General features: G+C 66.3%; 14 protein-coding genes. 8 read left to right on the top strand and 6 right to left on the bottom strand.

Features of this window, described 5'->3' with window-relative positions; translation table 11 throughout:
• Nucleotides 1-43: 43 nt before the first annotated feature.
• Nucleotides 44-523, top strand: a complete 480-nt coding sequence (locus tag AB4120_RS22295; protein ID WP_377731995.1) for a hypothetical protein — start codon at nt 44-46, stop codon at nt 521-523.
• A gap of 225 nt (nt 524-748) precedes the next feature.
• Here the strand turns inward: AB4120_RS22295 and AB4120_RS22290 are convergent, their stop codons facing one another.
• Nucleotides 749-1,345 carry a histone H1-like DNA-binding protein gene (locus tag AB4120_RS22290; protein WP_144201350.1) on the bottom strand — a complete coding sequence of 199 codons (597 nt, stop codon included), beginning with the start codon at nt 1,343-1,345 and terminating at the stop codon, nt 749-751.
• Between the two features lie 879 nt (nt 1,346-2,224).
• On the opposite strand from AB4120_RS22290, the gene AB4120_RS22285 reads away from it, so the two are divergent.
• The 3 genes from AB4120_RS22285 (at nt 2,225) to AB4120_RS22275 (ending at nt 4,578) form a co-directional block, all read left to right on the top strand.
• Nucleotides 2,225-2,488 (top strand): hypothetical protein, encoded by a 264-nt coding sequence (locus tag AB4120_RS22285; RefSeq protein ID WP_149137393.1) that lies wholly within the window; start codon nt 2,225-2,227, stop codon nt 2,486-2,488.
• Between the two features lie 443 nt (nt 2,489-2,931).
• Complete coding sequence (locus tag AB4120_RS22280; protein ID WP_149137392.1) at nt 2,932-3,396, top strand: DUF2147 domain-containing protein; 465 nt, start codon at nt 2,932-2,934, stop codon at nt 3,394-3,396.
• Nucleotides 3,397-3,603: 207 nt separating this feature from the next.
• Nucleotides 3,604-4,578: a Bug family tripartite tricarboxylate transporter substrate binding protein gene (locus tag AB4120_RS22275; RefSeq protein ID WP_149137391.1), complete on the top strand. Its 975-nt coding sequence runs from the start codon at nt 3,604-3,606 to the stop codon at nt 4,576-4,578.
• A gap of 95 nt (nt 4,579-4,673) precedes the next feature.
• Here AB4120_RS22275 and AB4120_RS22270 read toward each other — a convergent pair whose 3' ends face one another.
• Complete coding sequence (locus AB4120_RS22270) at nt 4,674-6,794, bottom strand: TonB-dependent receptor (protein ID WP_149137390.1); 2,121 nt, start codon at nt 6,792-6,794, stop codon at nt 4,674-4,676.
• A 150-nt stretch (nt 6,795-6,944) separates the two neighbouring features.
• On the bottom strand, nt 6,945-7,835 hold the full coding sequence (locus AB4120_RS22265; protein WP_441642851.1) for a LysR family transcriptional regulator: 891 nt from the start codon (nt 7,833-7,835) through the stop codon (nt 6,945-6,947).
• 169 nt (nt 7,836-8,004) lie between these two features.
• Between AB4120_RS22265 and AB4120_RS22260 the strand changes: the two genes are divergently transcribed.
• Both AB4120_RS22260 and AB4120_RS22255 read left to right on the top strand, forming a co-directional pair.
• Nucleotides 8,005-8,403, top strand: coding sequence for a tautomerase family protein (locus AB4120_RS22260; protein ID WP_441642841.1), 399 nt, complete (start codon nt 8,005-8,007; stop codon nt 8,401-8,403).
• Between the two features lie 123 nt (nt 8,404-8,526).
• Nucleotides 8,527-9,360: an aldo/keto reductase gene (locus AB4120_RS22255; protein ID WP_149137388.1), complete on the top strand. Its 834-nt coding sequence runs from the start codon at nt 8,527-8,529 to the stop codon at nt 9,358-9,360.
• A 43-nt stretch (nt 9,361-9,403) separates the two neighbouring features.
• Here AB4120_RS22255 and AB4120_RS22250 read toward each other — a convergent pair whose 3' ends face one another.
• Nucleotides 9,404-9,841, bottom strand: coding sequence for a hypothetical protein (locus AB4120_RS22250; protein ID WP_441642840.1), 438 nt, complete (start codon nt 9,839-9,841; stop codon nt 9,404-9,406).
• A gap of 185 nt (nt 9,842-10,026) precedes the next feature.
• On the opposite strand from AB4120_RS22250, the gene AB4120_RS22245 reads away from it, so the two are divergent.
• Nucleotides 10,027-10,626: a BPSL1445 family SYLF domain-containing lipoprotein gene (locus AB4120_RS22245; RefSeq protein WP_144201334.1), complete on the top strand. Its 600-nt coding sequence runs from the start codon at nt 10,027-10,029 to the stop codon at nt 10,624-10,626.
• 196 nt (nt 10,627-10,822) lie between these two features.
• Entirely contained in the window at nt 10,823-11,761 is a 939-nt protein-coding gene (locus tag AB4120_RS22240) for a recombination-associated protein RdgC (RefSeq protein WP_441642839.1), read from the top strand.
• 80 nt (nt 11,762-11,841) lie between these two features.
• Here AB4120_RS22240 and AB4120_RS22235 read toward each other — a convergent pair whose 3' ends face one another.
• Nucleotides 11,842-12,816 (bottom strand): quinone oxidoreductase family protein, encoded by a 975-nt coding sequence (locus tag AB4120_RS22235; protein ID WP_441642838.1) that lies wholly within the window; start codon nt 12,814-12,816, stop codon nt 11,842-11,844.
• A 193-nt stretch (nt 12,817-13,009) separates the two neighbouring features.
• Nucleotides 13,010-14,194 carry a ribonucleotide-diphosphate reductase subunit beta gene (locus AB4120_RS22230; protein ID WP_144201326.1) on the bottom strand — a complete coding sequence of 395 codons (1,185 nt, stop codon included), beginning with the start codon at nt 14,192-14,194 and terminating at the stop codon, nt 13,010-13,012.
• Nucleotides 14,195-14,282: the final 88 nt, after the last annotated feature.

The following is a 14,282-nucleotide window of genomic DNA, read 5'->3' as shown; positions in this document are numbered from 1 at the left end:
CGGACATCGCGGAGCGCGGGTCTTTACGGGAAGGAAGTCAATCATGAGAAACATCGTGCCGAACATCGTCCGCACCGGCGGCGTGGCCGTCCTGGTGGCGGCAAGCCTGGTCTCCGGCTGCGCCAGTTGGTCGAACTCCAACAGCGTCTACACCTCGGGCCAGGCCCAGCGTGAGCAGACCGTGCGCTACGGCGTGGTGGAGGGCGTGCGCGAGGTGCTGATCCAGGGCGGGCAGACCGGCGCAGGCACGCTGGCCGGCGGCGCCATCGGCGGCATCGCGGCGGGCAGCACCATCGGCGGCGGCAACGGCGCGATTGCGGCGGGCCTGCTAGGCGCGGTGATTGGAGGCCTGGCCGGCAGCGCGGCGGAGAACAAGATCCAGCAGCGTCGCGGCCTGGAGATCACCGTCCGGCTGGACAATGGCGAGATGCGCGCCATCACCCAGGAAGCCGACGAGGCGTTCCGACCCGGCGAGCGCGTGCGCCTGCTGTCCTCGGGCGGCGTGACGCGCGTGACCCACTGATCGCACCACGCACCCGGACCGGGCACACCGTGCCCGACCCCAACGCCGCGCGCCTCCGGGCCGCGGCGTTTTTCTTTGGGCGATAAAAAACCCGCCGGGCGAATGCCATCGGCGGGTCGGCAAGACAGCTGTCTTGCGGACCGGATACGGCGTATCCGGTCAGTGCGGCACGCGATGCGTGCCCTGGCGCTTCCCAGTTGTGATCGATCGCACGAGGCGAATCGATTACGGACGGGTACCCGTCGGGAACGGCCAGGCCGCAGCCGGGTTCAGCGCGGTCTTTGCAGCAGCAGCGGGTGCAACGGCAGGTGCCGCGGCAGGCTTGGCAGCAGGCGCCTTCTTGGCAGCCGGCTTCTTCGCAGCAGCCTTCTTGGCGGCCGGCTTCTTGGCAGCGGTCTTCTTGACAGCAGCCTTCTTGGCCGGTGCAGCCTTCTTGGCCGGAGCGGCCTTCTTGGCTACAGCCTTCTTGGCGGCCGGCTTCTTGGCGGCAACGGCCTTCTTGGCCGGGGCCTTCTTGGCGGCTACCTTCTTGACCGCGGCCTTCTTGGCCGGTGCTGCCTTCTTGGCAACTACCTTCTTGGCGGCAACCTTCTTGGTCGCGACCTTCTTGGCGGCTACCTTCTTCACAGCGGCCTTCTTTGCCGGTGCCTTCTTGGCGGCTACCTTCTTGGCAGCAACCTTCTTGGTTGCGACCTTCTTGGCAGCAGCCTTCTTGGCGGCCGGAGCAGCCTTCTTGGCGGCGACCTTCTTCACGACGGCCTTCTTGGCGGCCGGCTTGGCGGCTTTCTTAGCCGCCGGCTTTTTCTTTGCAGCAGTTGCCATGGATAACTCCTTCACTAGCGTGAAATATCGAATGACCTAGGATGGCGACCCGACCGACCCGAAGCGCGATACCGCGTGACTCCAGTCGAGCGAGCGATTCATCGGCGCACGGCACAGCTTCGGTCGCACGCTAATGAATTCGGTGGCAGGGATGCCGCGACACGCGGCGTTCAAGCGGCAGAGCAACGGACCCCCGCGGGCGGCAAAGCCAGCCTGCAGGCGGGTGTCCGGGGCGTGCCGCGCCCTGGAATATTCGATTGGCCCGCGCCGCCCGTTACGTCGGCGCACGACCAGGAAAGAGGAGATATCGGTCAGCAGGCCTGCGGTGCGGGCATGGCCTCGCGCACGGCAGACGGCAATCATTCGGGGGTAGCTCGCCCATCCCGTCACTGGGCTACAGGAGACTGCACGCGTTTTGAGAAGCCACATCGGCTTGGTCTGCGTCAAAGTTCTGGTGCTCCTCGGCCACCCGCATTCACTGCATCGAGTCATCGCCATCATCGTTGCTTCTGCTTGTTGCTTGTCGCTGCGATACGTCGATGCAATGAACTGAGACTCTTGTCAAGGCGAATCATAATTCGTTTGTTCGATGATGTTAAGAAAAAAGTGCAAAAAAACTTGCGTGCGCGAGCGAGTCGATCTACTTCGCTCGCGCATCGCGATGACAGCATCATCGACACGCTTGTTGATCTCGACTTCCACACGCCATCCGAAGTTCCTCCGCGAGGTCGATGCGCGTCGATTCGATGGCGCCGCGCGCTGTGTCGCAAGCCCTCGCGTGACACCTCGGCGCCCCCGCTCGCATGCCGTCGAAGCGTGCCGTGCACGCCGTCATCGCGCGCCGCCGCGCACCGCACGATCCACCGGAAAGCCGCATGCATGCTGGCTTTCGCGGCGAACGCATCGACCACGCGCGGTCTCTCGCCATGGCATGCCGGCAGCGCACGCGCACGTCGTGATGACCTCGCGCGGCAACGCGCCGGCGCTCGCTCGACACGCGTCGCGCGCATCGATGCGCGAGGTTCCAATGCCATCGCGTCGGACATGCGCCGACACCGGTGTGCGTCGATCCGACAGTTGCGCGAGTACGACGAAAGAGTGATGCGTCAGCGCAACGGTTTGTCACCGCGCGCGATGCGATGACGAGGTTTCGACACGCTTCGACACGTCATCGACACGCGCCGGCATCGTTCCCACATCGCGCCGGCAGCGCCTGACACCACCTCGCGACACACCCGATACAGCGTCGCGCCGCGCGCCTGCGGGGCAGCGCTGCGTGGTCAGAGAACGCAGCGGGCCGAGACGGGTATGCAAGGGGTGTCGATGGAATGTCAGGCCGCGGCCCGCACACCGCTGGACGCCCCCGGCGCTCCCCTTAGAGGAATGCTTCCACCCCGCCGTGCGGCGCCGCATGCTGCACGGCATAATCCCGCCAACCCCCGTACGGCGGTCGATTGCGGGCAACGGCGGCGTGCCGCTGGTGCGTACGCAAACGCGCAGCGGTGATTGCGGCGCGGCGCGTGCGCCAGTAGATTGGCGTCGCGACACCTTCGCACGATCCCGACACACTGAACCAGGAGACCCCCATGCGCATTTCCCTCCCACGCACGCTGCGGCACGCCACCGTGTTCGCGGCCGCCTTCGCCGCCAGCGCCGTCGCGCTCGCGCAGGCCACGCCAACTGGCACGTGGAAGACCATCGACGACGCCACCGGCAAGCCGCGCGGCGTGATCGAGATCAGCGAGAAGGACGGCATCTACAGCGGGCGCCTCGTGAAAAGCCTCGTCGAGACCGCCGAGAGCAAGCCCAAGGTCTGCGACAAGTGCACCGACGCCCGCAAGGACCAGCCGATCATCGGCATGACGCTGCTGACCGGCCTGCGTAAGACCGGCGACAACGAGTACACCGGCGGCGAGATCCTCGACCCCGAGACCGGCAAGCTCTACAAGTGCAAGATGGCGCTGGCGGACGACGGCAAGAAACTCAACGTGCGCGGCTTCATCGGCATCAGCCTGATCGGCCGCACGCAGACCTGGGAACGCGATCATTGACCGGTCATCGGTTCCTGCACACCGTCCTCGCCATCCTCGCCGTCACACTGTGCACGGCATGAATAGCGCCGCCGCCCACCCCGGGCGCCGGCCGCCCCGCCTCCCGCTGCGCTGACCCACCGTCAGGCGATTCACCGTCAGGCAATTGACAGCCACCTTCGGTACCATCGACGTTGGTACCCACCACAACAGATACCGGAGACAAGCATGCGTATCCCCATCCATGGCGGGGCGATGGCCCTCGCCCTTGCCACCGCCGCGCTGTGCGGCACCGCCCCGGCCCATGCCGCCGACGCCTGGCCCAACCACGTGATCAAGTTCGTCGTGCCATTCACGGCAGGCGGCGCCAACGACCTCGTCGCGCGGGCGGGCGCCGAAGCGGTAAGCAAGCGGATCGGCCAGCCCGTAGTGATCGAGAACCGGCCGGGCGCCGGCGGCGTGGTTGGCGCCGATTACGTGGCCAAGAGCAAGCCCGACGGCTACACCTTTTTGGTGGGCGCCGTGGGCACGGTCACCAACAGCCTGATTCGCACGAAGATGCCGTATGCGCCCGATGACCTCGTGCCGGTTGGGCTGATCGCCGTCAGCCCATCGGTCATCGTCGCGTCGCCGTCGCTGCCGGTGAACAACCTCAAGGATCTGATCGAGTACTCGAAGAAGCAGGGTGGCGCGCCGTTCGCCACCGCCGGCAGCGGCAGCACGCCCCACTTCGTCGAGGAGATGCTCAAGGAGAAAGGCGCGCAGTTGACCGTGGTGCCCTACAAGAGCGGCTCGGAGAGCATCACGGCGGTGATCGGCGGCCAGGTGGCGGCGACCTCGGAGGCCAGCGTGGTGGTATTGCCACAGATCAAGGCCGGCAAGCTCAAGGCGCTGGGCGCAACCTGGGACAAGCGCATGGCCGCCGCGCCCAACATCCCCACCACGGCCGAACAGGGCCTGCCCGAGGTACGGATCGGCCATTGGGCCGGCATCTTCGCACCGAAGGGCACGGATCCGGCGATCATCAAGCGGCTGAATGCGGAGTTGAGCGCTGGTATGCAGACGCAGGAAATCCGCGAGCGGCTGCTGCCGAACGGCATCGAGCCGGCGGGTGGCTCGGTGGAGAGCTTCGTCGCCTTCATCCAGTCCGAGCGCGATCGGCTTGGTCGCCTGGCGAAGAACGCGCACATGACCGCCGAGTAATGATTACAACGCTGTGATGACGCTGTGACGAGATAACGGCCCGCATCGACGGGCCGTTTTTCGTTTTTCTGCTATGCCAGCGAGGCCGGCACGGCTTACATCCGGTACCGCAGCGTGGCCACCACGCTGCGCGGCGCGCCGGGCATGTTCAGGTTCGGGCTCGAGCCATGCGCGGAGACGATGTAACCCTGGTTGAAGATGTTATACACATTCAACTGGGCTTCGAACGGCCCCCGACGGTACCAGGCCATCATGTCGGCCGTGACATAGCCGGGCAGCGTGACCGTGTTGGCCGGATCGGCCATGCGCGCGCCAACCAGGTTCAGGCCGCCGCCCACGCCAAAACCGTGCCCGAGCGACTTGGTCAGCCAGAGGTTGCCCGAGTGGCGCGGCGTCAGCGTGGCGCGCTTGCCCTCCAGCGCGGCGGTCGATTTCGTGACCGTGGCGTCCAGGTAGGCATAGCCGGCCAGCACCTTCCAGCCCTGCCCCAGTTCAGCGGCGCCGCTCAGTTCCACGCCGTCGGTGCGCTGCTCGCCAATCGGCATCAGGGCCGTGCCGGTGGCATTGGCCACCTTGATGTTGCTGCGCTCGAGCCGGAACACCGACACCGTGGTAGTGGCCTTGCCATCCAGGAAGTCGTACTTGGCGCCCACCTCGGTATTGTTGGTGGTCTCCGGCGCCAGCTCGGCGTTGTTGGCGGCCAGCGAGAAGTTCTCGCCCGACGGCTGGAACGACTTGCTCCACGACAGGTAGTACGACTGCACCTTCGAGGGCTGCCACACCAGGCCCGCGCGCGGGCTCCAGTTGTTGTCGGTACGCGCCAGGTTGGGCTGGCCCGGCCGGCGCTCGATGGTTTCCTGCTCGAAGCGGTCATAGCGCACGCCGACCAGCGCCTTCCAGTGCTCGGTCAGCGTCATCATGTCCTGCGTGTACAGGCCCAGCGTCTTGAAGATGCCGAGGTTGTTGGCCGATGGCGTACCGCCCACCCGCAGCGGCAGCACGGGCAGCACCGGGTTGAACAGGTTCACCGTGGCCACGTTGTTGCGCGAGTAGTTGACCAGGTCCTTGTTCTGCTGCCCGACTTCCACCCCGTAGAGCAACTCGTGCTGCATCCCGAAGAGCGTCGCCTTCTGCGTCAGGTCAGTCTGGTTGAACCAGCCGTGTTCTTCGCGATACACATTGGAACGGTTGAACGACACGGTCTGGGCCACCTCGTTGACCGTGCCGGACAGCGTGTTGTTGCGGTCGAGCGAGTAATGGTAGTAGCGCGTGGCGTTGCGGATCGACCAGTTTTCATTGAAGCGATGGTTGATCGTGGCCGTGCCCGAATACACGCGCGACTCCGAGGTATCCACATCGCGCGCATTGGCCGCGCCGTAGTAGGTGGAGGCCGGCACGTTCACCGGGCGGCCCCGGTACGCCGGGATGCCGAAGTCGGTGACGCGCTTGTCCTCGAGGTAATCGGCCTGCAGCAACACCGTGGTCTGCGGCGCGAGGCGCAATTCCAGCGATGGCGCGATCGCCGAGCGGCGCAGGAATTGCTGCGAGCGGTAGCTGTCGGCATCCTCCAGCGCGCCGGTCAGGCGGAACGCCGCCGCGCCGTTGCCGAACACCTTGCCGACGTCGAGTTCGGCCCGCTTGTCGGCCCAAGAGCCGTAGCTGAAGCTGAAGTCGGCCACGTCGATACCAGGCTTCTTGGTCACGCGGTTGATCAGGCCGCCCGACGAGCCCCGACCATACAGCACGGCGGCCGGGCCCTTGATGACTTCCACGCGGTCGACGTTGGAGAGGTCGCGGAAGTACAGCGCGTCGTCACGGATGCCGTCCACGAACTGGTCGGCGATGGCCGAGAAGCCACGGATCGACACCTGGTCGCGCTGGCCGTCGCCGGTGGAAAAGCTCACGCCCGGCACGTTCTTGAGCACGTCCTGCATTGAATTCGCACGCTGGTCCTGCATGACTTCGCTGGTGACCACGTTGACGGTCTGCGGAATGTCGCGCAGTGGCGCCTCGGTGCGCGTGGCGCTGACCGCGTTGGGCGGGTTGTAGCCGGCGCCCAGCTCCCGGCTCACGTCCGCCTTGACGGTGACCGCAGGCAGCTCCTGCGGCGCAGGCGCGGGGGTTTCCGACTGTGCGTGGGCGATGCCGCCGGGCAAGGCGTGGGCAGCGAACAGTGCGAGGACGGCAGTCCGCACGGCGTGTGGCGTTTGACTCATATTTCCCTGTAATGCGTTGTAATATTTTTACAAAATGCGACGCATTATCATTTACAGGGCAATGCGGGGTCAACGCATCACGCGAAGAATGTGCAAAGTCAGACATATTTGCGTCGCTTGCGACGCATTTGTACCGAATAGCAATGGCCCTCAGCCGAGTTGTTCGCTCAGCGCGAGGCGCGCTTCGCCGATGAATTCGCTCTCGCCGCGCCGCGCGGGCAGCAGGTAGAACTCGGCATCGGGCAGTGCCGGCAGGCGCCAGCGCGAGACGGCGGCGGCATCGAGCGGCGTTACGCCCGGCCCGATGGCCGACGCATTGAGGCATGACACGCCGAGCCCCGCCGCCAGCGCGAGGTGCAGCCCCGCTACGCCAGACGCCGAGTGGGCGATGTCAAACCCGCGCTTCCGGCGCATCAGCAGCTGCACCACGAACTGGTGCATCGAGCAGGTATCGGGCAGCAGCACCAGCGGCAGCGTGGGCTGCGGCGACTCGGCGATCTCCGGCGCGGCCACCCAGGCCAGCCCTTCCCGCCGCAGCAGCGTGCCAGCACGGTCGGCGCGCGCTGCACGGTCGGCACGCGTGGCGCGAATCAGCCGCATGCTGAGGCCGATGTCGAAGGTGTCCAGGTCCGCGGCGGCCTCGATCGCGGCGCTCTTCATCACCGTGACGTGCAGTTTCAGATACGGATAGCGGTCGCGCAGCCGGCGCAGCATGCCGGCGATCTCGCCCGGCCGGAAGTAATCGGTCACGGCAAGCCGCAGTTCGCCATCCAGGGTGCGGCCGCGCAGCTCCTGCATTGCCATGTCGTTCAGCGACAGGATGCGGCGCGCGTACTCCAGCAGCCGCGCGCCGGCCGGCGTAACCGCCGCGCCCCTCTTGCCGCGTGTGAGCAGCGGCACGCCGGCGCGCTCCTCCAGCTTGCGCAACTGCTCGCTGACCGACGATTGCGACAGAAACAGGCGCGGCGCCGCCGCCGAGAGGCTGCCACTGTCGGCCACCGTCACGAATGTCTTCAGTTGATCGGTCTCGAATCCTCGCATCACGCCTGCTCCCGTCCCTGGTCACACCCCACTATCTCGCATTTTTACGATTCGGTGTTACCGATGGATGGTATCGCATATTCCTGCTTTTCCGATGTGATGGCGACCACTACGATAGGTTCCACGACACCGATTTCCGGTTCGCACCATCCAGAACAAGGAGCCAGCCATGCCCCACATCAACCTCCAGATCTCCGGCCAGCCCGACGCCGAACTGACCCGCCGTGCCGCCGCCACCGTGGCCGAGCTGACCCAGCGCATCCTGCGCAAGGAAGAAAACGTGATCGCCGTCACGGTGGGCTACCTGCCGCGCGAGCAATGGATCATCGGCGGCAAGGCGCTGTCCGAGCGCAGCGACGGCCGCAACGCCTTCCAGCTTGATATCAGCGTGACCGACGAGACCAACACCAAGGCCGAGAAGGCGCAGTACCTGAAGGAGACGTTCGCCGCGCTGTCCGAGGTGATTGGCGATGTAAACAAGGTGTCGTATATCCACGTCATCGACGCCCGCGCAGCCGCCTACGGCTATGGCGGGCTGAGCCAGGAATATCGGCACCAGCACGGTTGAGAGGTCCGGGGGACCCCGAGCGGCCCCCTGCCGGGCGCCCACCTTGTGCCGGCCGGTATTGTTAACTAGTGTGATGGAGCGCGGCGTGGCCGGCACGCCGCCCCATCACACCGGAGCCAATCGATGAAGACCGTCACGCTGCCCGGCGGCGAGCGCGTGCCCGCGCTGGGCATGGGTACCTGGAATATCGGCGATCACCGCGACACGCGCGCCGAGGAGATCGCCACGCTTCGGCTCGGCCTGGACCTCGGGCTGCGGCTGATCGATACCGCTGAAATGTATGGCGAGGGGCTGTCCGAATCGCTGATCGGCGAGGCCATCGCGGGTCGGCGCGACGAGGTGTTTCTCGTCAGCAAGGTCTACCCGCACAACGCCAGCCGCGAGGGCGTGGTGGCCGCGTGCGAGCGCAGCCTGCGCCGGCTGGGCACCGATCGGCTCGACCTCTACCTGCTGCACTGGCGCGGCGGCGTGCCGCTCGAGGAGACCATGGCGGCGTTTCTGGCGCTGCGCGAAACCGGCAAGATCCGGCATTTCGGCGTCAGCAACCTCGACCTGGGCGATATGGAAGAACTGTGGGAGGTGCCGGGCGGCGACGAGGTGGCGGCGAACCAGCTGCTCTACAACCTGAGCCGGCGCGGCATCGAATTCGAGTTGTTGCCATGGCAGCGCGCGCACGGCGTGCCGGTCATGGCCTATTCCCCGATCGAGCAGGCCCGGCTGCTGCGCCATGCGGGGCTCCAGCGCTTTGCCAAGGCCCACGGGATGACGCCGGCCCAGGCGGCGCTGGCCTGGCTGCTGGCTTCGGACGACATCATCGCCATTCCCAAGACCGGCAGCCGCGACCGCCTGCGCGAGAACCTCGGCGCGCTGGCGCACCCGCTGACAGCAGAACAGCTTGCCGAACTCGACAAGCTGTTTCCGCCGCCGCGCCGGGCCGAGCCGCTGGCGATGCTCTGACTATATATATAGAGGGCGCGTGAATCTGGCCCGATCCGGCCGATCAGCGCTGGCCGGCCTTGTAGCGCTCCACCTCCACGTAGCGCGTCAGGTAGGTGCGCGCCTTCTCGCGGGTGTCGGTGGTCACGCGGTCCGCAGCCTGCCGGGCGCTGGTCTGGCCGTGCGCCGAGCTCATCTGGGCCGAGAGATAGGACTGGAAGGCGTCGTGCATCACGCCCAGTTGCGCCTTGCAGGCGTCGATGGCGCCGGCGGCCACGTCCTTCGAGGTGCCCTTCCCTTTCGCGCCGTCGTCGGCCTTGTCCTGCACGCATTCCATGTACCTGGCGCGTTCGGCCTGCCAGCCTGAGTTCAGCGTGGCGACTTCCTGCTTCTGGCTCGGGGTTTCCACGGAGGCCGGGGAGGCGCACGCCGCCAGCAGCACCACGGGCACGATCGAGCCCAGGGAAATAAAGGGAGAGAGGGGGGCGAATGTCTTTTTCATGCTCGACAGACCGCCCACACGGGCGGGCGGTTCCTAAAGTGCGCTGGCGCATTTGCAAGAAAGTATGTCAGACCGCGTGTCAGAGTCTCTCCTGCCCAGTGTCAGACAAAATCGCATTTGCCAATGTGCGCTTGACGCCTATGCTTTAGAGGCGGTTGCAACACACCACCCTCCTGGAGGAAATAATGAAACGTCGAACCTTCCTGTCCGCTGGCGGTGCCGGTCTTGTCACGGTTTCCGGTCTGTCCCTTGGCGCGCTCTCGCTCGCCGGCTGTACTACCACGGGTCCGGGTGACACGGGCGACAAGACCGCCAAACGGCGCGAAATTGACGCCGGCGCCACGGACACGCTGAATCGGCTGTATTCCACGGTCAAGGGGTCGCAGGATCTTGGCAACAAGGCACGCGGCATCCTGGTTTTCCCGAAACTGCTGTCGGCAGGCTTCGTCGTGGGCGGCGAGTATGGCGATGGGGTGCTGCGCTCCGGCGGCGCCAATCGCGGCTACTACCGTGCCATCTCGGGCTCCATCGGCTGGCAGATCGGCGCCCAGTCCAAGGCCTTCGTGCTGATGTTCCTGACCCAGGATTCGTACGACAAGTTCGTGCGCAGCAACGGCTGGCAGGTCGGGGCCGATGCCACCGTGGCCCTGGCCACGATCGGCGCCAACGGCCAGCTGGACACCAACACGGCCCAGCATCCGATTGTCGGCTTCGCCATGACCAACGCGGGCCTGATGGCCGGCCTGAGCCTCGAAGGCACCAAGATCTCGAAACTCGATATTTGAGATTGCAGCATGGCGCGCACTGACGCGGAGGGGCTGACCTTCGCGCCGTGCGCGCCTTTTTCTTGACCTCCCTGTTCGCGTCCCCATTCGCGTCCCCATTCGCGTCCCCATTCGCGTCCCATTTCCCGCCATTTCTCGGCACCGCCCGCTCAACCAGATAGAATTCGACCCTTTCCGTTCTCGTGGCCGAATTCTCATGTGGTTTAAGAATCTCCAGATTCATCGCTTCACCGCCCCGTGGACCCTCAGCGCCGAAGACGTAGAGGCCAGCCTGGCGAAACACGCCTTCTTCCCGGGCACCAGCCTGGAGCCGCAGACCCAGGGCTGGGCATCCCCACGCGACAACGGCCAGCTTGTGCACTGCGTCAACAAGCAGATGCTGCTGGTGCTCCGTACCGAAAAGAAGCTGCTGCCGGCCACCGTGGTGAATCAGGTGACCAAGGCGCGCGCCACCGAGCTGGAGGAGCAACAGGGCTTCAAGCCGGGCCGCAAGCAGCTCAAGGAACTGAAGGAACAGATCACCGAGGAACTGCTGCCGCGCGCCTTCAGCATCCGCCGCGATACCCGGGTCTGGATCGACCCCGTGAATGGCTGGCTGGCCATCGATGCCGCCGCCACGGCCAAGGCCGACGAAGTGCGCGGCATGCTGTTCAAGGCCATCGATCCGCTGCCGGTGACGGGCCTGCACGTGAACCAGTCGCCGGTGGCGGCCATGACCGAATGGCTGTCCACGGACACCGCGCCCGCCGGCTTCACCGTGGACCAGGAAATCGAGCTGCAATCGAGCGCCGAGTCCAAGGCCACGGTGCGTTACGTGCGCCATCCGCTCGACCCCGAGGATCTGCGCCGCCATATCGCCGCCGGCAAGCGCTGCACGCGGCTGGCCATGACCTGGAACGACCGCGTCTCCTTCGTGCTGACCGAGAACCTGGCGGTCAAGCGCGTGGCGCCGCTGGACGTGATCAAGGAGCAGGCCGACGGCACCCTGCATGACGAAGCCGAGCGCTTCGACGCCGATTTCGCGCTGATGGCGGGCGAGCTGGCCGGCCTGCTGGGCGACCTGACCGACGCGCTCGGCGGTGAGCGCAAGGCCGACGGCGGCGCCAACCAGCCCGAGGTGCGCAAGGCCGCCTGAAGGCCCATAAGACAGCCTGAAGCCAGCCTGGCGGGGTCTGGGGGCGGCCCGCCTGCCCCGGGCAGCGCTGGCCCTCACCCTCACGCCTCGCGCTCGTCCAGCGTCAGCACGATACGCCGCTCCTGCCGCCCCGCCCGCTCCCATGCCTCGGCCACCTCGGCCATCGGCATGGTTTCCAGGTCGAGGCGCAGGTCGCCATCCAGTGCGTACATGAGAATGTCCTCGACGTAGGCTTTCACGTAGTCCTCCGGTGGATAGCTGGCCGGCCCGTAGCCCATCAGCCTGAGTCGCGAGTCGCGCAGCGACTGGGCGGGCAGGACGATGTCGCCCCCGGGCCGCTCGGACACCGAGACCAGCCGCACGCCGCGGTCGTCGGGAGACGGCATGGTGTGGTCCGAGCGGGCCAGCGCAGCCGCCAGCAACTCCACCGGCTCCCCCCAGATATAGTCCAGAATCACGTCGATCCCCTCCTCCGCATAGGCCGAGAACGTGTGTTCGAGCGCGTTGCGCGGCATGCGCAGCTCGATCGTGGCATCCGCCTCCAGCGTGGCCAGTGCCTCCTGGCGGTGCCCGGCGGCGATGATCCGCTTGGCGCCGAGCAGCCGCGCCGCCTGGACCGCCATGCGCCCCGCCGCCGTGGTGGCGCCGAGCACCATCACCGTCTCGCCGGGCTCCAGTTCGGCGCGGTGCGCCAGCGGCAGCCACGCCAGCAGCGCCGGCCGCACCAGCGCCGCCGCGAACTCGCCCGGCAGGCCCTCGGGCAGCGGCACGACCCAGTCCGCCGGCGCGAACTCGGCCATGGCGCCGAACGGCCGCCGCGTGGTGCTGAAATAGACGCGCTCGCCACCGGCCGTATGGCCGACGCCATCCACCCCGCAGACCACCGGCAGCGTGAGCGGGCTGCTGGCATGCCTCCCGGCGGCCGCCTGCCGGTCGATTGCATGGATGGCGGCGGCGGCGACCCCCACCAGCCGCTCGCAGTGCGTGGTGTCGGGGTCGGGGAAGGACTCGAAGCGCGGAATATCGCCCAGGCGGTGCAGAACCACGGCTTGCATCGGAAAACTCCTAGTTGGAACGTCCATCGGACAGGGAAAGCGAACCTTTCTGTCGACGATGGTAGGGAGCATTCCGGCCCGGGTATGTGAGCCGATTCTGAAAAACGCGGCGGGCGGCCGCAAAACAAAACAGGCGACGCCCAATCGCGTCGCCTGCCTGTTTGTCTCGCCGGGATGTCAGCGCAGCTTCACCTCAATCCCAGGACAGCGCCCCACCGGTCTGGTACTCGATCACGCGCGTCTCGAAGAAGTTGCGCTCCTTCTTCAGGTCGATCATCTCGCTCATCCACGGGAACGGGTTTTCCTCGTTCGGGAACAGCTGCTCCAGGCCGATCTGCTGGCAGCGGCGGTTGCAGATGAAGCGCAGGTACGACTTGAACATCGGCGCGTTCAGGCCCAGCACGCCGCGCGGCATGGTGTCTTCCGCGTAGCGGTATTCCAGGTCCACGGCCTGCTTGAACAGCTCCGTGATCTCGGCCTTGAAGTCGGCCGTCCACAGGTGCGGGTTCTCGAGCTTGATCTGGTTGATCAGGTCGATGCCGAAGTTGCAGTGCAGCGACTCGTCGCGCAGGATGTACTGGTACTGCTCGGCGGCGCCGGTCATCTTGTTCTGGCGGCCCATCGCCAGGATCTGCGTGAAGCCCACGTAGAAGAACAGGCCTTCCATGATGCAGGCGAACACGATCAGGCTCTTGAGCAGCTTCTGGTCGTTCTCGGGCGTGCCGGTCTTGAACGACGGATCGGTCAGCGTGTCGATGAACGGGATCAGGAACTCGTCCTTGTCGCGGATCGACTTCACCTCGTGGTACGCGTTGAAGATCTCGGCCTCGTTCAGGCCCAGCGACTCCACGATGTACTGGTAGGCGTGCGTGTGGATGGCCTCCTCGAAGGCCTGGCGCAGCAGATACTGGCGGCATTCCGGCGCCGTGATCTGGCGGTAGGTGCCCAGCACGATGTTGTTCGCGGCCAGCGAGTCGGCCGTGACGAAGAAGCCCAGGTTGCGCTTGATGACGCGGCGCTCGTCCTCGGTCAGGCCGTTGGGGTCCTTCCACAGGGCGATGTCGCGCGACATGTTGATTTCCTGCGGCATCCAGTGGTTGGCGCAGCCGGCCAGGTACTTCTCCCACGCCCACTTGTACTTGAACGGCACCAGCTGGTTCACGTCGGTGGAGCCGTTGATCACGCGCTTGTCGGCGGCGTTCACGCGGCGCTCGCTCTGTACGGCGGCGGCGTTCGGGTTGTTGCCCAGGATGCCCGGCTGCGTGGCGGCCGGCGGCAGCGCGCCCTGCTCGTCAGCGGCGGCCAGGGTGGCAGGTTGCAGCGCGGGCTGCGGGGCAGCCTGCGGCTTGGCTTGAACGTCGTCGTCCCAGCTCAGCATGTTATTTCTCCGTTATTCGTGGATGGCTGGCGGTGGCCAGCACTGGCGCCCGCGTCATGGGGGCGCCGGCCCTCTCCCCCGGCCCCTC

Source organism: Cupriavidus sp. 2KB_3, assembly GCF_052115685.1.
Taxonomy (GTDB): Bacteria; Pseudomonadota; Gammaproteobacteria; order Burkholderiales; family Burkholderiaceae; genus Cupriavidus; species Cupriavidus campinensis.
Note: the sequence above shows the minus strand (reverse complement) of the source record. Positions and strands in the feature narration are given on the sequence as shown.